The sequence below is a fragment of the Oleidesulfovibrio alaskensis DSM 16109 genome (assembly GCF_000482745.1).
Classification (GTDB): domain Bacteria; phylum Desulfobacterota; class Desulfovibrionia; order Desulfovibrionales; family Desulfovibrionaceae; genus Oleidesulfovibrio; species Oleidesulfovibrio alaskensis.
Genome location: NZ_KI519494.1, coordinates 287051 through 307983, shown reverse-complemented (window position 1 = coordinate 307983; position 20933 = coordinate 287051). Strand labels below are relative to the sequence as shown.

The window sequence follows — 20933 nt, the reverse complement described above, 5'->3', positions numbered from 1 at the left end:
TATTTTATTTACACTGGAAATCACTGCAGATATTCTTTAGTTAACACTTACATACACTATCATACAGTCCCTGCGGAGGACCTATGCTCAGAAAATACTCTATAGGAACGCGAGTAATCGCTCTTGTCGCCTTGCTGGTGCTGTGCATCGTGGGCATTTTTTTAGCCTCGCTGAAAATGCAGGATTCAGTCGTTGCGTACAACATCAAAGAAACTGAAGCCGTGATGCTCAGAGGCGAACGGACCAAACTCAAAGTCGCCACGGACAGCATAGCCACAACCATAGGCGACATACTGAGTGACTCCGCAAGCAAGGAAGAACAGCTGGAATTCATCCGCACCGCGGTGGAAAACGTCCGCTTTGAGGATGACAAGTCCGGCTACTTTTTTGTGTACGAAGGGACAACGGTAGTCGCACTGCCCATCAAAAAATCCGTCATCGGGCAGGATCTGAGCTCGGTCACGGACAGTGACGGAGTGCGTTACGTTCATGAGCTCAGCAAGGCCGCCGGTTCGGGCGGCGGTTTTGTCCGCTATGTCTTCGACAAACCCGGGCAGGGCCTGCAGCCCAAGCTGGCTTACGCCCGCCCCATTTCCGGTACGCCGTACTGGATAGGGACCGGAGTATACATAGACAATATTGACGCGGAACGAGAACGGCTGGAAACAGCCACGGGCGACATGGTCAGCAGCGCCGTTTACACGCTGACGGGGTCCATAGCCGCAGCCCTGATACTGCTGGTGCTGCCTGTGTGCGCGCTTATCATTGTCAGCATTGTCAGACCCATCCGCAGCGCCACCGAGGCAGCGCACCAGATTGCACAGGGCAATCTGGACATCACGCTGGACGACAGCGGCAAAGATGAAGTGGCGCGTCTGCAAAGCTCGCTTAACAGCATGGTACGCGAACTTGTGGCCACCATAGAAACTGTGAAGCAGAAGGAAGCGGAAGCCAACCGTCAGGCCGAAGCCGCGCATCAGGCAACCGAACAGACAAAGGAAGCCATGGCCCGCGCAGAGGCCGCCACCCGCGACGGCATGAATGCCGCGGCACAGCGTCTGGAGGGTGTGGTGGCCGCCATTACCACCGCCACGGGCGACCTGGACACCCGCAGCAACGAAATAAGCCACGGCACCGACATGCAGATGGCGCGCATCAATGAAACCGCCACAGCCATGGAAGAAATGAACGCCACCGTGATGGAAGTGGCGCGCAACGCCGCCGAGGCAGCGGAACAGACCGATCTTTCGCGCATAAAGGCGCAGGAAGGGGCCGAGGCGGTATCTGCCACCATCAATGCCATGAATGACCTGAAAGCGCTCGCTGACGGGCTGAAGGAAAACATGCACCGTCTGGGCGACCAGTCGCAATCCATCGGCCATGTGATGAGTGTGATCAACGACATAGCCGACCAGACCAACCTGCTGGCGCTTAACGCCGCCATTGAAGCCGCCCGCGCGGGTGATGCCGGACGCGGTTTTGCCGTGGTGGCCGACGAGGTGAGAAAACTGGCCGAAAAGACCATGAATGCCACCAAGGAAGTGGGTGACAGCATTGTGGCTATCCAGCAACTGGCAAAAACAAACGTGGACGGCATGACAGAAGCCTCTCAGGCCATCGACAAGGCCGTAGCCCGTTCGGCATCTTCCGGTGAAATGCTTTCAGAAATAGTCCGTCTGGCGCAGGATGCCGCAGGTCAGGTGCAGTCCATTGCCACCGCAGCCGAAGAACAGTCCGCAGCGAGCGAGGAAATAGCCCGCAGTGTGGAAGAAGTGAACACCCTTGCCCAGGACAACGGGCGTATGATCGCAGAATCGGTGCAGGACATCGGGCAGCTGGCCGAGCAGGCAGTCACGCTGCGCAGCCTTGTGGACGAGCTTAAAAAATAACCTGTTTCCGGACCGGTCAGGCACACGGCGGTACGGCGCTGTCCGCAGCAGAAGCCGTCCGCACCTGCACACCGCACAATTCAGGCGGCCACCTCGGGGTGGCCGCTTTGTTCTGTGCCCTGCATGCCGCGTCTGCCGCCTTTGGGCCTGTTACGCGGACGGTCCGTAGCGGTGCCACATCCGGCGCACCAGACTGCGGAGCAACGTTGCGGGGCGAAAACTGACCGGCTTCAGCACCTGCGGTATGCAGAACCCGTCGGGCGTCACGCCCTGCGGGCTGAAGTCGGCGGGAGACAGTACAGGAAAATGCAGGTTTTCCACAAACGCTGCGGGCTGCTTTCTGCGCCTCAGTTCAGCCCACAAAGGTATTGTTTCAGGAGCCGCGCCCAGCAGTGTGCCGACAGCGGTATCCATGGCCACGCTGCTACATGAAGCCCCCAGAAGGCCCAGCAGGTAGGGATCACCGCCGGAAGGACCGGTGCGGTGCATGGCGGTTATGCCGTCCAGCAGCACACCGGAAGGCGGCAGGCGCTCCGCCAGTTCCACGATAAGCGATTCAAAACGGCTTCCCCTGTCGCCGTGGCGGGTATGGGCAACCGCCTTGCGTACACCGCAAACGCAGCCGAAAAGATTCTTCACTGCCAGTGTGAGACGCATCTGGCAATGCACTTTGACTCTGGGCACATTAAGCAGGGCATCTGCTTCCAACGCCGCGCGGGCCACCCCGACACGCAGCCCCGAAGGCAACCGGCAGTCCACAGGATCATCCAGTGTAACCACCCTTACGCCCAGCCCCTGCAACGCGTCCGTCAGCCCCACTGCCTGCGCCACGCGCTCCGCCGAACCGAAGGCAGGAGAGTCGCCCACTGTCACAACCGCACCGCAGTCCAGCGCATACTCCACCGCAGCCCGCACCACCTGAGGGTGTGTGCAGCACAGGCCGTCCGGCTGGGCACGCAGCAGGTTGGGCTTTACCAGCACTCTGCTGCCTGCGGCAGGACGCCAGCCCGCAGATTCCAGCAGCGAACCGCAAACCGTCCCCGATGACGCACGCCCGTATGCGGCACAGCGGTCCAGCGCCACAGTAAAAACTCCGCCGGTGGTTTCTCCGGCTGCATTCTTTGCACTAAATGTCATTGAGTCGTGTCTCCGCATCCGGCGCAGCCTCAATCCTGCCCGCCGAATGCCTCCATATGCTGCAGTATAAGGCGGGCGTGCTGCTTTTCCTGCTGTGCCAGATCGGTAAAAGCGCTGACCGCTTCATCCGATGCAGTGCCGCCATCCTGTCCGCCGCGGCCGGCTCTGTGCGCCAGAGTGCGGTACAGGTCAAGCGCGTTGGCTTCAACCTCCAGCGCCAGATCGGCTATTTCCGTGCAGTCACCGGTACCGGCACCTCGGATCCACGGCTCCAGCTCGTCCATGGTCAGCCCGCCCTCAAGAACCCGCCCCTCAAGGCTTTCAAAAAGTTCCTTAAAATCAGGAATGTCATCCCACTGACGTTTCAGATAGCTGTACACCACCCGCGCATGGGTTTCTTCCATATTCACCAGCCTGTCCATAAGCGAACACACTCCGGCATGGGCTACCGCGCCGCGTACGCGGGAGTACAGCAGAAACGCCGCTTTCTCCATGTCCATGGCACGCAGCAGCAGCCCCCGCATATCTTTCACGTCGTCAAATACCGCAATGCGGGGCACATCCGCCACGGATGCGCCTTCCCATGCCAGTATGCCGCCGTCCAGATTGTACAGCGCCCCCCGCAGCCTGCCGCTTTCTGCCGCCAGCACCGCTGCCGCGGCAGACCTGCTGCCGCTGTGGCAGTAAAAGACGTGCTCCTGAGCGGCATCCAGCTCGCCGATGCGCTGTTCAAGCTCGGTAACGGCAATATGCACCGCACCCGGAATATGCCCCTGACGGTACTCGTCGGCACTGCGCACGTCCACAATGGTGTACTCGCCTTCGCGGCGACGGGCCATAAGCTGCCGCAACCCCTCTGCAGATACCCTCGCAGCTCTTATTTCCTGTGAATGCATTGTTTCTCCGACAGGTTGCGGCCGTTGCCGGCCGGTTATGAATTGCGATGCGCTGTAGCACTGCGCTGCACCGGCACACCTGCCGCATACAGTAACAGCGCCTTATTTGCCCGTCCATGTCAGGTGCGCAGACAAAAATATCTTTTTTTCATTTTTTATGTTGACACCGGAACGCTCCCGACGTAAACACCTGTTCTCGCGACGTCGGGATGTAGCGCAGTTTGGGAGCGCACTTGAATGGGGTTCAAGGGGTCGAAGGTTCAAATCCTTTCATCCCGACCATTATCGCCTAAACCCCTCAGCCCCTCGAATGAAAATTCGGGGGGCTGGTTTTTAGTCTGCTGCGGCCGTGCCGCACAGCACCCGACCGACGGTATCCGTCGCTAAGGCTTTCGACGAAGCTCCCGCCGGCTTAAAGGCCGTGGCAGGTTGAGCGTGCCGGAAATATACGGCGCTAACGCTAAAGATAGCCAAAGCATATACGGTGCTCTCATAGCTCAGTAGGTAGAGCGCATCCTTGGTAAGGATGAGGTCAGCAGTTCAATTCTGCTTGAGAGCTCCACTTGTAAGAAAAGCCCTCTGCATACATGTATGCAGAGGGCTTTTCTTGTTGCACGCAGGCGGAGGCCGTCACGTTGCTGCCGGAAAAAACTGGCCCGTACGCAGTCCGGACAGCAACGGCATGGCGGAGGCCTCCGTCAAAACCTTCAAGTGTGATTATGTCGGCTGCAGAGTCTGCCCCGACACCCGACAGTTATGAAAAACGTCTCCGCGTGGATCGAAGGCTGCAACGGGAACGCCCCGCATAAAGGATTGCGGATGTGCTCGCAAAGAGAATTTATCCGTCTGTTACCAACCGCCGAGTGTCCGGTTTAGCCGGGGAAGCTTACGGGGCAACTCCACCATCAGCCTTCTTCCGGGGCTTTCTGCCGCACATGGGCATTCAAAGCCGCGATGGCGGGATTATCCTTCAGAAAAGCCATAAGCTCGCTGACGGAAAACGAGGGGAACGCGGCGCTTTGCCTGCTCAACGCCCGGAAAACAGTCAGGGCAAGACGGTAGTCCGCAAACTCGTCCACCGTCAGCCTGTAACCGGCGTGCATTCCCTGCGGGGCATCCCAGCCGCCCACGGCATACCGCTCCGGATGCATGTACAGGTAGTAAGTGACATGAACTCTGTCCACGGGATTACTGGTCCGCGCCGCAGCATCACGCAGAGCCTGCGTTGCAAACATTCTTACATCAAGCCCGATGGGAAACGTTCCGTTCAGGTTGTTGCCCACATAATCAAAACTGTTTGCACGAAAAAAAGCCACAGTGGCGTCTATCAGTTCAGCATCTGCAAACGGGCAGTCACCGGTCAGATGCACAACCTCCGCAGCCTCTGCCTCTTGGGCGGCACGCAGCACCCTGTCCATAACATCATGCTCCGCCCCGCGGAAGCAGCCGCACCCCATGCGCCGGCACAGGTCTGCAATGATGTCGTCGGCAGGATGCCCGGTGGTTGCCACAACCACCTTATCCACAAGTTCAGCGCGGCGTACCCGCTCGACCATGCGTTGCAGCATGGGCGCTCCGGCCAGATCAAGCATCACTTTGCCCGGCAGACGGGAAGACCCCATCCGCGCCGTTATTATGGCAGCATTCATCACCGTGTCCTATATGATGGGCGTATTGTCAAAATCCACGGCCAGACACCACTGACCGTTCTTTTTTTTCCAGATATCCCTGTTGCGGAACCGCTCCACGATACTGTCAAATTCTTCGTGCGAAATTTTAAAATAGCGGCAAAAACTGTCCACGTAGCGCCGGGCGCATTTTCCGTCATACAGGCGGGCAAGACGCACTGCTTCATCGCGCGTCATGGTGCCGCGGCGTACCTCTTCGCTCACCTGATCCACAACCTTGCCGAAACCCAGTTTGATGTACTTGAACATCTGGTTCACGATGACAAAATCTTCGTCCAGCGCTTCGTGCCCGGTGATATCACCGATATCTTCCGGCGGGTCCGTACGCACTTTCATGCCGTGGGCCATAGAAAATTCCGCGTTTTTCACCTTTCCGAAATCTTCTATATAATAGCCAAGATACACGATGCGCATCAGAGAGTTCTCGGTTTCCTCATCTGAAGGGAATCTGTAGAGAATTGTCTTGTTCACCGGCATGTCCGGCGGCATCACAGTATCAGGGCCGCCGGCTATGGTATTGCCGTTTTTAACCATGTTGGCATTGCCGTCAGTGGTGCCTATGCACAGTTCACCCACTGTGACTGCCGGATTTTCTCCCAGAAACACCAAAGGAATCTGGTAGGCAAGCGATACACGCGGAGCGCTGGCATACAGCGCCATCTCGGACGATTTTAAAAAATTGCCGTATCGCTGCAATCCCTCCCACTGCAACCGCTTCCAGGTCTGCGGCGCAGGGCAGTAGCTGATCATATCGAACCCCAGTTCCACAAGGTTCGCTATATTCTCCGCGCCCCTGTCCACAAGCTGCTCCGGCGGATACCCGCAGTTGACCAGCAAAGGATTGAGATTAAGTTCATCACGCACATACATGGCCTGCCGGGTGCTGTCTTTGCCCCCGCTGACCCCCACAAGGCAGTCATACCCGTGCGAGCTGTGACTGCGCCCGTATTCCGCTATGGCTTCAAGTTCGCGCCTGCGCTGCTCCCAGTCCACCGCAGGGGCCTGCTCCATAAAAGTACACGCGGGGCATACACCCTGCTCATTAAAAACTATGCCCGGACGGGTGTCCGGCTGCACACACTTTGTACAATAACGCATCATGGCTTTGTCCTGTGTACCGGAGAAAGAAAAAGACTGAGCCGTTCACGCACTTCGCCGCCTGAGATGTCACTGAAAAAACCCTTGCGGTACAACCGCCAGACCGCCACGCGGGCCACAGCATAATACACCGGAAAGACAACGGCATAAAACAGACGTCGTCCGCCTTCGGCAAGGCTTTCGCGCAGCCCCCTCACTATCCATGACGCCGAGGGAAGCTCACCGCGGAAAGGCCGCAGCAGGCAGCTGCGAACAGACAGGCGGGCCGCTTTCCCGCAGGCGGAATCGTATCCCAGCTCTTCCAGTTCCTCTGCAAACAGCAATTCCAGCAGACGTATCTCATGCGGAGCAAGCTTGCTGCGCCAACGGGTGGTTACATGGCTGTTCGGCCCCGCAGAGCCTTCCGCCACATGCTGCGGGTCATTGGCCAGCATGCCGTTGGTACGGGGCTGATACCGGCTGTTATAGGCTCCTGTGCCTTTCCACGGCATCCCCATGGAAGTGGGCACATATGAAGCTGCATGCCATTGCGGAAGCATGTCAATGCCCAGCCAGCCGGCAACCCGCTCCATGGTGGGCACAAAGTGCAGATTGAGATCTTCATTGCGCAATACACGGAAATACGCGCCGTACTGCCGCCGAAGCCGGTAAATACAGCGGGTGGTGGCGGCGCCGTATGTCAGCCAGAAAGGCCATACAGTGGAATACATGCGAAAATCACAACGCCACAATTCACGCAGTCTGCGGCATGCGCTGGCAGGCGTCACGGCGTACATATTACCCAGCACGTTGACAAACTGGTGCCGGTTGGATGCAAACATGGCCCGCGGGTCACGCACAAGGCTGACTGCCTTCATCTGCGGAAAATCATGCAGTGCGGCTTGCATCACTTTTCCGCTGAAACCTTGCAGCACATGTTCTGTGCGCAGGCTTACCGAATCGGCCACCATAATGTAGCGCAGTTCAGCCGTATCGCGTCCCATACCCGCCAGAGTTGCGTAATAAGCTGCCGCCACAAGATCGCGGCGTGATATGACCGGCCCTGCAAGCACAATGGCCCGGAAAACATCGCGACACAGCCGCCTGTCATACTGCGTGTCCGGATCGCCGCCGGCTTTGTATATATGGGCCGCGATCTCGTCATCCAGATCGCTGAACACATACCGGAAGTAGCTGTTGCGCATGATGAATTCACAAGCGCGTTCCGAGTCAAGCTCCGGATCATCACCGAATTCCGTGATCAGATACGAATATACATAATGTACCCAGTGGCTTGTGGCCACCTGCGGATGCTGATCAAAAATGCCCAGCACAAAGCCGTTACCCGATCTGCCCACATGGTCGAAGACAAAAATCAGGTTCAGACGGCTGTTCAATGTCTGGAAGTTCTCAGCCAGACGCGCCGCCTGACCGGAAATCACGGATTTCTGTGCCATGCATCCACCCATCCGCGTCCCATAAGCGTGTATCCCCCGGTTTCTGCCTGTTCACCGCACCGCGAGCTGTCATCTGCATACCCGCACGCAGGCGGAACGCCGCCCGCGGTATCGCCGCCGGCATACAGTTCCGACCTGCACACCCATACGCCGTCGCGCTTTTCCCACGCGGCGGGGTCGCGATGCGCGTCAATGCAGGCAAAAAAATCCGCTTCGCTCATATCCAGCCATTCCAGAAGCAACGGCAGGTCGCCGGGAACCACCTGCTGGTACGCACGCACAACCCCTAGCCCTTTCTCGCGGGAAAGTCTGCCGAATCTGATTTCACGGCATACATGGTCAACAACCTTGGAGTATCCGAACTTCAGATATTTTATCAGATCGTGCACACCGGCATAATGCCAGTTATCCACATGATTATAGGCATCAAAGGTGCGCTGCTGCGGAGCTGTTTCATAGCCGTATCTGTCAATCATGGCCTCATGCTGGGCTTTGGTATCCCACCGTATGTAATTGCCCAGATAGATACCCCGCACCCCCGCGCCGGCCACATCACACTCATGCGGATACATATAGGGAGCCACATCCCTTTCACTCAGGCCGGCATCCGCCGCCAGCAGGTCTTCGGCCTCGTATCCCATAAGGTCGTGCTCGTGCCGGTACCTGCGCGACATCTCAACTTCGTCAAGGTGCGAAAACATGCCCACCTGTTCCAGCCCCTGATGTGCCCCCCAGATAATAAGCGGAATCTTGAACCGTGTAGCCACCTGCACCGGAAAAGCAGTGCCCCCGGCAATGCAGTGCCAGTGCATGCTGCCCATAAGCCGCAAAGTGGCACGGGTGACTTTTTTCACCGATGCGGGAGAAACCGTCTGCTGAAAATAGTCGCAGTCAAAAAAAGTACGCAGATACGCAAGATTGCGGATGCCCGTCCGGGTATTGTACTGCTGGTTGTACGAAACAAGCAGAGGATTCATGCGCAGCCTGTTACGCACCACATCCACTATGAAATAGGAATCACCCGCACCGGAAACAGGAACCACGCAGTCGTGAAACCTGCCGCTGCGGCTTCTGTACGGTGCCACAAGGCGCTCAAGACGGGCAAAGCGTTCCGCCCAGTCCAGGGTATCTTTTTCTTCATGCACCCTGCACCCGCTGCACACCCCCTGCCCGTCAAATATGATGTGCAGCGGATGGTTGGCAGGATACAGGCATCTCGAGCAGTATTTCATGGCACTACCTTTTCACGGCAAGCACATGGCGCGAGTCGGACATCAAATGCCTGTCCACAACACCCTGCAGTTCTTCATACGCTTCCGAAAGCATGGAGCACACGCCGGCGGCCATATCTTCTGAGTAGCTTCCGGCTATACCGTTTCTGATAATCCGGCCAAGGTCGATGACATCCTGCCCGAAAACCCAGTGGGACACTTTTTCAAACCCCGCACTATGCAGAAAATAATCAATGGAATCATCGGTAAAAAGCTGTGTGTGGATGTCGTTATCCAGCGTGCGTGCAAAGTGCCCGTGGCAGGCGCTTTCCAGCACAACCGACAGGCTGAACATGGGCACCGCGAAGCAAAACAGCGTACCGGCCGGCACCGAAGCCAGAGCCTGAGCCACTGAATGCAGGTCAGGCACATGCTCCAGCACATACCATGCAGCCAGAACATCAAAACGCCGCTCCCTGATCTCGCAGGCTAACGGACGGTGGGAAATATCCACGCAGTCAGCCCCCAGCAGACCGGCACAGCGTCCTGCCATGATGGTGTCAGCTTCCACCCCGCTCACATGCTCCGCTCCGCTGCGCTGCAGCGCCTCCAGAAAAAAACCTTCACCGCAGCCTATCTCAAGCCACTGACAGGCCAGCATATGCTGCCTGTCGCGGCCCAGTTCGCGGCGGCACGATTCCAGAACCCAGTCGAGCTTGGGCTGATAAACATTCAGTCTGCGGGCTTCGCGTTCCTCTCCCCGCAATGCAGGATACACCTTGGCAAACTGTTCTTCGTCCTGCTCCAGAAAAGAAGGGTCGTTGCAGGAAACAATATGTCCGCAACGGGGGCAACGGAAATATGCCGCACCACGGTGCACAAAATCCTGTGCCTGCGGTGCGGTACCGGCACAAAGGGGGCAGTGGGTTCTTGCCGGCATGGCGCACAGGGCGGCAGTGGCCTGTGCGGCACGGGCCACCAGCTCATCGTTTTTTGCCAGAAAAGATGCCTGACGTCCGAAGGTGGCGCTGAGTGATTTTGAATAATACGTTTTCATGCACTTTTCCGCAGCTAGGGTAAAAAGGAACGTGCCGCTGCAAGGTCCTGCGCACTGTTGATGTACAGCACCTCCTCACCGGCAATGGGATAGCAGATGCTTTTATTGCCGGTCATGCTGCCCTTTTTCAGATTACCAACCTTAAGGGCGAACACGTTGCGCGATTCCTGAAAAATTGTATTGAAATCACTGGTCGAAAATGTGGACGGATTGATGCAGGTCATACCGTTGGGGCCCCTCCGGTACAGCGGCTTGTCCACGGGTATCGCCGTAAATACACTGTCCGCATCAAACATCAGCAGTGTATGCACGGCCTCTTCCAGTGTTTCCACTGTGGTAAACGGTGCCTGAGGGTAACACAGCAGCATAATGGCAGAATCCGGTAAAGCAAGCTGAGCCGCCACACTTTTGAGCGTATCCGTCATGGGACGCGACCTGTAGGTCGAAGCATGCTCACGCGGCAGAAAACGCAGTCGCGGGTCACTGACACCGCCAATCGTATCCAGCACCTCGGTGGTATCGGAAGTAACCACAATACTGCTGAACAAGGCGGAATCGACGCATTTCCCCACGGCCATATCCAGCAGGGACAGCCCGCCGATGCGCTCTTTCCACACATCGGGCACAAAGTCGTAGCAACTGCGGCAGGGGATGACCGCCACCACCGGCTGCTCACAGGTGCCCATGCCGTCGCAGACACTTTTTTTCACAGCCTGCCGGGCCAGTGTTATACGAGCTGCATTGCGGGTCAGGTTATAGCCGTGCTGGCGGTAGCAGAACAACGGCAGATTGATGTTATGCACCCCGTATTTATCGCGTATGCGGCTCCATACATAAAAGCCGTCCTGCGCGGGCAGCGATGCGTCATAGCCGCCTATTTCACGGAGCACCGAGGTGCGTATCATGGTGCAGGCACCGTGAGGGGGCATGTCCTGCACATTGTCATTGCCCGCCAGTGATTCCTTGCGGAACGAAGAATACAGCACCCCGTCCTGATCCATCAGATAGTAATCGGGGAATACCATGGCCACATCCGGATTGCGGTCAAGGTAGTTGGAAAGCACCAGCAGAATATTTTCGTCAAACACATCATCGGCATCCAGCCGGATGATGTATTCTCCGCGGGCAAGCTCAAGAACCGTGTTAGCCACGGGGATAAGCCCCCGCCCTTCACCCTGCAGAATACGGATACGTCCGGCTCCCCTGTAGTACTGCAGAATGTCGCGGGTGTTATCCGAAGAATTATCGTCGACAAGAAACAACTCCCACCGGTCGAAATTCTGACGCAGCACGCTTTCCACAGCCTGCTCCAGATACTCTCCGTAGTTGTGCGACGATATGTATACCGTTACTTTCGGTGCTACTTCAGGCATAGCGCTAGCTCATCCCTGAACCGGACCAGCCTGCGCAGTTCCTCTGCATCCATGCTGCCTTCGTGGTCCGGCCCGTACATGGTTTTGTCGATGGTAAAATGCTTTTCGATGATGCGCGCCCCGCGGGAAAGAGCAGCCATGGCCGCGGTAAGACCTATGCTGTGATCGCTGAATCCTGCATAGGCGTTAAAATCGCAGTGCTGCAGATGCAGGTGCTCCAGCGGTGTCGGATATTCCGAAACGCAGTAAAGATATTCCACACGGTCTGCACCGGCAATCTGCGGAAAGCCGTCTCCCCGCCACATACCCAGCGATACAAGCAACGGCTTGCCCGTGGCCGCGAGACGCCGCAGCAGCGGAGTTTCGGTTACGGAACGGGAGGCAACCTTGTAACGCCGCACACCCAGATCTTCCAGCCACTCCACACGTTCCTCGTCGAACACAGAAGCCATGAATTCAATGCCGTACCTGCGGCATGCATCAGCCAGCAGGGCCACATCGTCGCGCGAAAGCTCTGTGGCGCAGTTGTATTCGAACCACGGGTTACCTTCACGCGGAAACAACGCCCTGGCATCATACACCTGAAATTTAGCCACATCGGCACCGGCTTCGGCGGCAATGCGCACCATATCCAGCGCAAGATTCATATCTCCGTTGTGGTTCTGCCCTATCTCCACAATCAGTTCCATGATGCAAACTCCTCAAGCCACAGGTTAAGCATAATGTAACAAAACAGCGTATGACCATTGAGCCTCTGCGGGTCTTCCAGCATAAGTCGTGCCCGCGCAGCAGCATCCGGTGCCAGCAACCGCGTCTCTGCCAGACGCGAACCCGAGCGGAACGTATCTGACACCATGTCTGCCCATTCTCCGCGCAGCCACCTGTCCACCGGCACATTGAAGCCGTGCTTGGGCCGCCGCGCCACCTGAGGTGGCAATACATCGGCAAAGGCTTTGCGCAGCAGCCATTTAAGCTCCGTTCCGTGCACCATCTGCCGCAGTGAAAGCCCTTCGGCCAGCTGCTGCACCGCAGGAGCGGCAAAAGGCACCCGCCCCTCCACAGAATTCGCCATAGTCATCCTGTCGGCTTTGCGAAGCATCTCAAACGGAAAATAAAATGCTCTGTCCTGCCGTATGTAATCTTCGGGCTGCGGGCGTCGGGTAAAAAATCTTTCAAAAAAACGCAGTGACGGACGAACATTTTCAAATGGTGCCGCGGCGAACAGCGCTGTTTTTTCCTGTTCCGAGGCATAGTAGTGCCAGGCCCATGCCCGTTGCGCCGCCCCGTACCCCGCCAGCACCCGCAGACGCTGCTCGACCGGCATGCCTGTATTCTGAAAGGAAACGCTTGCTTCTCCCGCAGTCTGCGCAGCCAGAGAGTCAATCCCCTGCAGATGGGCGTACCATGAATACCCGCCGAAAGCCTCGTCGGCGCCGTCGCCGGTAAGCAGTACTTTTATGCCCTGTTCGCGGGCAGCTCTGGAAACGGCAAAAACACCCAGCCCCGAAGAAACGGCAAAGGGCTGATCTCCATACAAGCAAAATTCATGCAAACTCCGGCGGAACGTTTCAGCCGTAACCCGGATGGTTGTATGCCGGGTGCCCAGCAGCGCGGCGAATTCTTCCGCCCCTGCCGATTCATCGGCCATACCGTGGTAGGGATCCGCGCACTGCTCGAACCCGATGGTAAACGTGGACAACGAAGGCAGCTCGCGCGACGCCACGGCACATATTATGGAACTGTCCAGCCCGCTGCTCAGAAAACTGCCCACCGGCACATCCGAAAGCAGCCGCGTGCGGATGGCATCTTCCACGGTGGTACGCACCAGCCCCGCCGCATCATCATCCGAAAGAGCGGCCATATCCTCTGCAGGACCGAATGTGTTGGCAATGGCCGTGCTGCGCATGGTCTGCCCGTCAAACACCAGTATGCTGCCACGCTCCACAGCGCGCACATCACGCAGTACTGTCCGCGGTTCGGGAATCCACAAAAAAGTAGGAAAATCCCAGAGCGCCTGATAATCAAGCTCCCGGCTGACATCAGGGTGCCGCACAAGGCTTTTTATCTCCGAGGCAAAAACAACCCCGCCGCTGCGGGTACGGGCGTAGTACAGCGGCTTTTCTCCGGGAATATCGCGGGCAAGGACAAGACGGCATTTTTCCGAATCCCAGAGAGCACAGGCGAACATGCCGTCAAGCATCTGAAACGCCGCCTCGCCGTGCCGGTCATATAAATGACAGATCACCTCGCCGTCGGAGCTGGTGGCAAAAACAACGCCTTCTTTCTGCAGCATCCGGCGCAGCGAGGGAGAATTATAAATCTCGCCGTTGTACAGCAAAGCCACGCTGCCCGAAGCATTGAACAGCGGTTGCCCGCCGCCTGCCACATCGTTGATGGCCAGCCGCCGCATTCCCGCCAGATAGCTGCCGTCACTGTACACGCCGCAGGAGTCCGGTCCCCGGTGTTCCAGAGCCTCAAGCATTCTTTCCAGAACGCGGCGCGACGTCGCCGGCGCATTGAACATGCCGCATATGCCGCACACTAGGCACCCCCCCGTTCTGCCAGTCCGCGCACCCACGGGCACACTCTGCCCTCTGCGACGGAAAGATCACGCACGGTGTCCACCTCGCACCAGCTGCCGGTGAAAGGCACGGCGGTGCAGGGGTGCCCGTCATCGATGAACGACTGCAGCAGATCAGTCATGTAGGCGCTGCGGGCCGGTTTTCCGGCAACGGGTGAATCGCCTGCAAGACCGCACAACGTATCGCGCAATAGCTGTGCGCCATCTGCGGAAAAACGCATCAGACCTATATACTGCCCCTGAATGTCGGCCAGTGATTGCGGCCTGCGGCCGATCTCCGTAATGCGGTCACCTTCAAGACGCAGGGTTTCGGCGTCAGCCAGCACATCATCAAAGCGCTGCTGCCAGTATCCGTGCCAGGCGGCGTCGACAGCCACCGCCACAGAAGCGTCGCCGGCACATATGCCTGCCAGAATATCGGGGTGGTACAGTATGTCTCCGTAAGAAACGATCACGTCGTCGCCCAGTTCCCGGGCAACACACTTCAGTGTCCAGACCATATTGGTGGCCGCGTAGTCCCCGTTCACAACCACGCGGCTGCCGCACGGGTCCAGACGGTCTGCAAGGTAACCGCCAACCACTGTTATATCGTCTATCCCGCAGGAACGAAGCACCTGTATCTGCGTATGCAGCATGGGCGCACCGCACAGCTGTACCATGCATTTCGGCCTGTCCTGCGTATACGGACGCAGTCGTGTGCCGCTACCGGCGGCCAGAATAACAGCTTTCATCTATCGCACTCCGCCTGCGTTGAATAAGTTGCTGAAAAGCTCCACATCGCCCTCGTCAAAAGGCTGTCCGCGTTCCGGATGCCACATGATACCCAGCATGCCGCCGCACAACGACAGCACCGCCTCGGCCATGCCGTCCTGCGACTGCGCCAGTACATGAAAATGCCCAGCCAGCGCCGCGGACGGTATGCCGTAGTCATGGTACGAAGCGACCTCGGTCCGGTGTATGCCGTGCCGCAACGCCTGCGGCGAGCACAGCAGGGCATGCCGTGTGCCGGCATGTCCGGTCACAGGAACGGGCACCACCCCGCTCAGATGCCGGCAAAGCATCTGCATACCGCGGCACACACCGGCAACGGGCAGCCCGCGCGCCTGCGCATAACCGATCAATCCGGCCTCCAGCCTGTCGCGAACCATATCGGCATCCGGAGCTCCGGTGCACGACAGCGAATTTCCTCCGGACAGAATCACTCCGGACACACCGGCTGCATCAAGCGCAGCCCCGACATCTGCCGTATGCGAGGGCACAGGAAACAGCGCACACCCGCAGCGATCCATAAAAAGCGACCAGGACCTGTCCAGACAGTCGCGCACTTCCGCACGTCCGGCAACATGCTCCACCCGTTGCGAAATGGCTATAAGCACCGTCTGGACCGTCATAAATCAACTCCGCAGCCGGGCGGTGGCCACATAGAAATTGCAAACGAAGCGGAGAAAAACCGCATCAGCGCAGCCTGTATAAACCGCCCTGCCGCATTGAGGCGATATCCGCCAGAACGCGCCGCATTCTCGTTCATCACCTTGCCTCCGGCTGCCCGCCAGACGGGAAATTTGTACAACAGCGACATGTTTTCCACATATTCAAAGCGCTCCACGCAGAATCCTGCCGCCTCAAGCATCAGGCGGAACTCGTCTTCACGCAGATTAAGTTTGTGAAAAGCACGCCCTCCGGCTGTTCCGCGCTGTTTAAGGCGGTCGTTGATTCTGTTGCACAGGTTGTCAGCGCGGAACGAAGCACACAGCACCCCGCCATCGCGCATGACACGCGCAGTCTCCTGCAAAGCGGCCATCAGCTGCTGCGGCTCGAAATTATGATACAGCCCGAATGCCAGCACACAGTCAAATTCACCGTCCGCAAACCGCATGCCGGTGATATCCCCCACTTCCACGGGCAGGGACGGGGCTGTTTCCTTCAGCTTCTGCACGGCCTCGGCGATGTAATCCATGCCCACAATGTCATGCCCGCGATTGAAAAAATACCGGAGCAATCTTCCTGCACCGCAACCTGCCTCCAGCATACGGCCGCGGACCATGGCCGAAGCCGCCAGCGCATACCGTAAAGGATACGCGGATTCATTTTCCATGGGAGCATCTGCCGGAATGGCACTCCAGCGGCGTTGCCAGTAGCTGCGGGTGTCTTCGCTGCGGTAGGTTTTACGCATGGTTCTCCTTCATGCTGCTGCATACGGCTATATGGCGCAGCACAGGGTGCATTATGTAATACACCCGCCCTTCGCCCCGGCATCCGGCATCCGGCCAGCTGCCGTGTTCAAGATACAGTTGCAGCGTGCTGCACAGCACCTGCGCGCGGTAGCAGGCATCAAGCACATGGTCCACCTGCCGCAGGCTTCCCTGCGGCAGAAAACGCTGCCGCACCAGCACCGGTCCGGAATCTATCCTGTCCGACATGAAAATTGATGACGCCCCGCAGCAGCCATCTGCCAGATAGCTGTAATAATTTGCCGTACTGCCTTTATAGTCCGGCAGGTACCCGCCATGCACATGCAGAAAACGCTTACCGCAGCCCAGCACCGCCTGCCGCAGAATAACACCCCCGAAGCCTGAATAGATCATCACCGGCTGCGCGGCCTGCGCCAGTATGTCCACCACATCGGGATGATTGATATCACCCGAAGGCAGAACAGTGCAGGCAGCCGCCTGCGTCCGGAGCAGCCCCTGCACGCCGAGAGTCAGGTCCACCGTGCCCCACGGCGCCTCGTGCGTATCGTGCGTTTGAGCCTGCAGGTCACACAGCTGTCCCGGACGGCCTTTTTCTCCGGCCGGCAGCAGAAAGGCATGAGCCACCACAAAGCCGTGGGCAGCCAGCGCCTGCAGATATACCCGCGAACGCGACGTGTCGCCCAGCACCATGCCTATATCGTTCAAAATCCGCATTATGGTATGTTCCTCTCTGCGCACATATCGTGAACAACTCTGCGCTCGACCATAAGGGCAAAAGCCGTCAGCACGGCATCCTCAGCTGAAAAATGCACACTGCCGGTCACGGAGCAGAGCAGGTCGCCAAGCTTGAGCAAGGCATTAAGGTGCTTAAGATCGGTTCCGCTGCCGCAGGACCGGGCCAGCAAAGCCGCCAGAAGCGCATAGGGGGCCGCCTGCATAGCTTTTTCATCCGCAGCGCCGCCCGGCAGGCAATAGCTGACCCTCAGCGCCTTGCTGACCTCAAACCGGTGCACAAACCACTCCAGCCAGTGGTGCAGCCTGTCTTTTCCGGCGTCTTGATCGCACCGCAGCAGAGACCGCAGAAACTCCACGGTATCGAACCGGCCCCGGAGCGGCTCCTGCAACGGCGCACACACCGCCGGACAGGCCGCCGGCAGCGCGGGAACATGCGCGGGAACAAACGGAGCACGCGCCTGCTGCAGTACAGCGGTACAGTCATGGTACAGAGCAAGCATCTGCGGTGTCAGGCAGCATGCCGTCTGCGACACCGCGCCGGCGCAGAAACCGAGACCAATATCGCGGCTGGCGGCGTACGCCGCAAAAAAACCGCTTCCCGCGAACGGCGTGTACATATACGTATGTGGTGCCGCCATGCGGTCTTCAGAAGCGTAAGGATACAGTTCCATCAGCGCGCACCTCCGGCAAGAGCCGCCAGCGCCGGAGCATGACAAAGCAGTCCCTCCAGCGTCCCGTCATTGCTGATCACAAGGTCGGGGTGACGCGGCACGGGAAACTCCATGGACACACCGGGAAAGTCGGCTATCTCTCCCCGCCGCGCCCGCGCGTACAACCCCTTGGGATCGCGTTGCTCAAGCATGTCCAGCGGAGCATCAATGTATACTTCGTAATAATTTTCTATGTTCTGCCTGTTCCAGCGGCGCGACTGCTCAAAAACAGACAGCACGGCGCAGACCACATGAATATTCTGCGCGTCCAGAAACCGGCCCATGCGACACAGCCTGTCGGCATTTTTCTTTCTGTCCGCCAGCGTATGCCCCAGATCATCTCCGAGCATGCTGCGCACCGCGTCGCCGTCCAGCAACACCACATTATCCATCTGCCGCCGCATAAGCCTCACGGTTTCCTGCGCCAGCGTTGTTTTGCCCGCTCCGGACAGCCCGATAATCCATATCACCATACGCGTACCTACAGGACGGTTATGTGTTCGGAAGCACAGTCAAGTTTCAGCTCGGCCGCCTGCGAAAACGCATCGAACAGCTGCTCGCCGCATCCTATGGCGGCGGGCAGGTCCATTTCCGCGCAACGTATGGCCATATGTGAATTCGCTCCGCCGTATTTTGTGATCAGCCCCGCGATATTGTGTGCAAAAATCCAGTCGAACCCGGGGTCGGCACCCTCGATGAGCACTATTCTGCCGTGCAGGTTGCGCGCGCTTATCTCCTGTCCTGTCAGCAGGATGACTTTGGCCTGCACATACCTTGTGGTGATGAAGTTGGGGCGTGATTTAAGCAGCGGAACCACATCGATGTCCGAAGGGGATGTCACCAGAAAAGGCATTCTGAGAGCCTGCGTCACCTCGAATTCCTGTGCATTGGCCTGAGCCCTGCCACGCAGATATTCCTCTGTTGACTCTGCACAGGGCACTTCGGAAAGACACCGGAGCAAATCGTGGATATCGAGATGAGCAAGTTCGTCGCGGGTCAGTCCCATGCTTTCACCCCATGCCGCAATGCTCTCGATGGAATCGCTCAGGTGTTTTGAAAAACGGAACTTGGCATATTCCCTGCCGGCTATGGCGCGTCGCATAAAGCTGAAGAGACGGGCGGCGTCGCAACCGTAGCCGTGTGCCTCCAGCACGGCGTCCACAGACCGGACTTCCTGCGGCGTAAGCACAAAATCAGCAGGAGTGCAGGCTGCCGCGGGTGCTGCGGCAGGGGTCAGCTGTGTAATGCGCTGATCATAACGCAGCGAAAGAATATCGTACGAACTGGGACGCAGGTGCCCGTACTGCCGCATGAAATCGTCTCTGGAAAGCTGGCTGGAAGCACACCTGCCCAGATCATCCAGAAATGCCGAAAGCACCGTGCGAACCGAACCTCTGAAGGCCGCCGCACGCCCGGCCGAAAGGCATCCGCAATGCACCAGCCCCCGCAGCTGGGCTTCTGCAATAAAGGCGCAGCGCGCCACAACGGAAAAAGGTCTGGTACCGTTACTTCTGCACCTGTCCAGCAGAGCCTGCACAAAAAACAGCCGCGGCTGCGGACTGCCTGCAGCACAGGCGGCATCACCCAGACCGTCATCCAGCTTTTCGATGCGCCCGAGGCTCTCTTCCAGAATATCCTGAGGGCCGCAAAGTATCCTGCATGTCATATCTTTCAGAGCGGCGGCATAAACATCAAGCTCCTGAGGCGTCAGCCCCGAAAGCAACGCAGGAGCGACCCGCTCCCGGAAATCAGGAGTGTAAGCCGTCACCGCCACATCGAACTCTACCTTGTCATGCAGCTCGGGATGCTTCTCTAGCCGGTCCAGCCACATGTCTACCAGCTTTTCCTGCAGGGGTGCCGGCAGGCCGGCAGGCAGAAAAGAATTGAAACTCTCGCGCACATCGATATACATGCGCCCCCCGAAACTGTGCATCAGCGGACGCCTGCCCATATCCTTGTACCCCATCATGGCCCGGGCCTGCGCCCATACGGAATCCGTGATGAGATATTTGTACAGTGACCATGCCAGCCTGCGCGGGGCGGCTCCCAGCATTTCCACCGGATTCCAGTCGGGCATGATGCCCCATACGGAGCGGCTGCCGGCTGCCCCGTGCACAGGGTGCAGGCGGCAGGCTATAAAGGACTTTATCTGTTCCAGCGTGGCATTGATTTTCTTACTTATGCCCCTGTTCCAGTTCTGGCTTACAGCCATGGGGCGTATCTGCACCGTATAAATTGTCTCATCCGCGTCCACGATAAATTCTATATCCAGAGCGGTGCTGCATGTCAGAGCTTCTATTTCCTGCACGGCCTCTATCAGCTTGCGGAATCGTGACGACTGCACGCTGGCCGTGCACTCGCGCCGTACAATAAGCGTTCTGCTCGTGTCACCTGTGCCCGCTGTGACAGAATCGGCACGACCTGACGAATCGTCATAATTTATCACATAATAGGGGGCGCCGCTGGTCAAATCCTGTGTCAGCACCACGCCGGACATACTGATACGGGAGATCATGGGCTGCACAAGTACCTGATCTTCTTTATGAGGCTTGTTCAGAGCCAGATACGAAGCGATAACCCTGTTGATGGCTGCATCCACCGCGGCAGCGTCATGCAGCGGCACATCAAGAATACTTGTATAGGCGCCCGCCATGGAAAATTCGTGTCCGTCCTCGTTAATGGCGCTGCTGCGCACTATGACGGTTTCACACGCCAGCTGCTCCTGCATCCGGGCATGCAGCGCGTGTTTGCAGCTGTTCCATTCCGATGCACGCAGAACAAAACTGTCAGGCACCACGCTTCTGGTGAGCAACGGTTGCATTTTCTTCAGAGTGTTTGCTTTTGTACAAAATGTAAACATAGCAATTTCTTTTTACGGCAACCTTACATTACAGTTATACCGCGCAGATACCGGCGTACTGCCGGTGCGG

The 20933-nt window shown here is 58.0% G+C and carries 18 protein-coding genes, 2 tRNA genes and 1 pseudogene; 4 read left to right on the top strand and 17 right to left on the bottom strand.

What is annotated here, in order from left to right:
- Positions 1-83: 83 nt before the first annotated feature.
- Positions 84-1889: a methyl-accepting chemotaxis protein gene (locus H586_RS0113430; protein WP_027182318.1), complete on the top strand. Its 1806-nt coding sequence runs from the start codon at positions 84-86 to the stop codon at positions 1887-1889.
- Between the two features lie 150 nt (positions 1890-2039).
- Here the strand turns inward: H586_RS0113430 and H586_RS0113425 are convergent, their stop codons facing one another.
- Both H586_RS0113425 and H586_RS0113420 read right to left on the bottom strand, forming a co-directional pair.
- Positions 2040-3026 carry a DUF362 domain-containing protein gene (locus tag H586_RS0113425; RefSeq protein ID WP_027182317.1) on the bottom strand — a complete coding sequence of 329 codons (987 nt, stop codon included), beginning with the start codon at positions 3024-3026 and terminating at the stop codon, positions 2040-2042.
- A 29-nt stretch (positions 3027-3055) separates the two neighbouring features.
- Positions 3056-3922 carry a rhodanese-like domain-containing protein gene (locus tag H586_RS0113420; RefSeq protein ID WP_027182316.1) on the bottom strand — a complete coding sequence of 289 codons (867 nt, stop codon included), beginning with the start codon at positions 3920-3922 and terminating at the stop codon, positions 3056-3058.
- Between the two features lie 205 nt (positions 3923-4127).
- On the opposite strand from H586_RS0113420, the gene H586_RS0113415 reads away from it, so the two are divergent.
- From H586_RS0113415 to H586_RS21080, 3 genes and pseudogenes are all read left to right on the top strand, one after another.
- Positions 4128-4204: transfer RNA gene (locus tag H586_RS0113415), tRNA-Pro, on the top strand.
- Positions 4205-4408: 204 nt separating this feature from the next.
- Positions 4409-4484, top strand: a tRNA-Thr gene (locus H586_RS0113410).
- Between the two features lie 93 nt (positions 4485-4577).
- Positions 4578-4798: pseudogene (locus H586_RS21080) on the top strand (IS3 family transposase); the annotation flags it as partial.
- A gap of 29 nt (positions 4799-4827) precedes the next feature.
- Here H586_RS21080 and H586_RS0113405 read toward each other — a convergent pair.
- Genes H586_RS0113405 through H586_RS0113335 form a run of 15 tightly spaced genes read right to left on the bottom strand, consistent with a single transcriptional unit; the run spans position 4828 to position 20863 of the window.
- Positions 4828-5571 carry a cytidylyltransferase domain-containing protein gene (locus tag H586_RS0113405; RefSeq protein WP_027182315.1) on the bottom strand — a complete coding sequence of 248 codons (744 nt, stop codon included), beginning with the start codon at positions 5569-5571 and terminating at the stop codon, positions 4828-4830.
- 9 nt (positions 5572-5580) lie between these two features.
- Complete coding sequence (locus H586_RS19325; protein ID WP_051364026.1) at positions 5581-6711, bottom strand: N-acetyl sugar amidotransferase; 1131 nt, start codon at positions 6709-6711, stop codon at positions 5581-5583.
- Positions 6708-8144, bottom strand: coding sequence for a hypothetical protein (locus H586_RS0113395; RefSeq protein WP_027182314.1), 1437 nt, complete (start codon positions 8142-8144; stop codon positions 6708-6710). Before H586_RS0113395 ends, H586_RS19325 begins: the two co-directional genes overlap by 4 nt.
- Positions 8126-9376, bottom strand: a complete 1251-nt coding sequence (locus H586_RS19320) for an N-acetyl sugar amidotransferase (protein WP_051364025.1) — start codon at positions 9374-9376, stop codon at positions 8126-8128. The genes H586_RS0113395 and H586_RS19320 overlap by 19 nt, the downstream gene beginning before the upstream one ends.
- A 4-nt stretch (positions 9377-9380) precedes the next feature.
- Positions 9381-10412, bottom strand: coding sequence for a class I SAM-dependent methyltransferase (locus tag H586_RS0113385; RefSeq protein WP_027182313.1), 1032 nt, complete (start codon positions 10410-10412; stop codon positions 9381-9383).
- Between the two features lie 14 nt (positions 10413-10426).
- Positions 10427-11785, bottom strand: a complete 1359-nt coding sequence (locus tag H586_RS20240) for a glycosyltransferase family 2 protein (RefSeq protein ID WP_051364024.1) — start codon at positions 11783-11785, stop codon at positions 10427-10429.
- The gene (locus tag H586_RS0113375; RefSeq protein WP_027182312.1) at positions 11773-12474 is read right to left on the bottom strand and encodes an N-acetylneuraminate synthase family protein; all 702 of its coding nucleotides are present in this window, start codon (positions 12472-12474) and stop codon (positions 11773-11775) included. Before H586_RS0113375 ends, H586_RS20240 begins: the two co-directional genes overlap by 13 nt.
- Positions 12465-14327, bottom strand: a complete 1863-nt coding sequence (gene asnB / locus H586_RS0113370; protein ID WP_027182311.1) for an asparagine synthase (glutamine-hydrolyzing) — start codon at positions 14325-14327, stop codon at positions 12465-12467. Before asnB ends, H586_RS0113375 begins: the two co-directional genes overlap by 10 nt.
- Complete coding sequence (locus tag H586_RS19310) at positions 14327-15097, bottom strand: phosphocholine cytidylyltransferase family protein (protein WP_081701856.1); 771 nt, start codon at positions 15095-15097, stop codon at positions 14327-14329. Before H586_RS19310 ends, asnB begins: the two co-directional genes overlap by 1 nt.
- Entirely contained in the window at positions 15098-15757 is a 660-nt protein-coding gene (locus tag H586_RS19305) for a gamma-glutamyl-gamma-aminobutyrate hydrolase family protein (RefSeq protein ID WP_034619303.1), read from the bottom strand. It lies immediately after the preceding gene.
- On the bottom strand, positions 15754-16539 hold the full coding sequence (locus H586_RS19300; protein WP_081701855.1) for a class I SAM-dependent methyltransferase: 786 nt from the start codon (positions 16537-16539) through the stop codon (positions 15754-15756). Before H586_RS19300 ends, H586_RS19305 begins: the two co-directional genes overlap by 4 nt.
- Positions 16532-17272: a formyltransferase family protein gene (locus H586_RS0113350; protein ID WP_027182310.1), complete on the bottom strand. Its 741-nt coding sequence runs from the start codon at positions 17270-17272 to the stop codon at positions 16532-16534. The genes H586_RS19300 and H586_RS0113350 overlap by 8 nt, the downstream gene beginning before the upstream one ends.
- Positions 17272-17964: a hypothetical protein gene (locus H586_RS0113345; protein ID WP_027182309.1), complete on the bottom strand. Its 693-nt coding sequence runs from the start codon at positions 17962-17964 to the stop codon at positions 17272-17274. Before H586_RS0113345 ends, H586_RS0113350 begins: the two co-directional genes overlap by 1 nt.
- Complete coding sequence (gene cysC / locus H586_RS0113340) at positions 17964-18476, bottom strand: adenylyl-sulfate kinase (protein ID WP_027182308.1); 513 nt, start codon at positions 18474-18476, stop codon at positions 17964-17966. The genes H586_RS0113345 and cysC overlap by 1 nt, the downstream gene beginning before the upstream one ends.
- Positions 18477-18484: 8 nt before the next feature.
- Positions 18485-20863 (bottom strand): PEP/pyruvate-binding domain-containing protein, encoded by a 2379-nt coding sequence (locus H586_RS0113335; RefSeq protein WP_027182307.1) that lies wholly within the window; start codon positions 20861-20863, stop codon positions 18485-18487.
- Between the last annotated feature and the right edge of the window lie 70 nt (positions 20864-20933).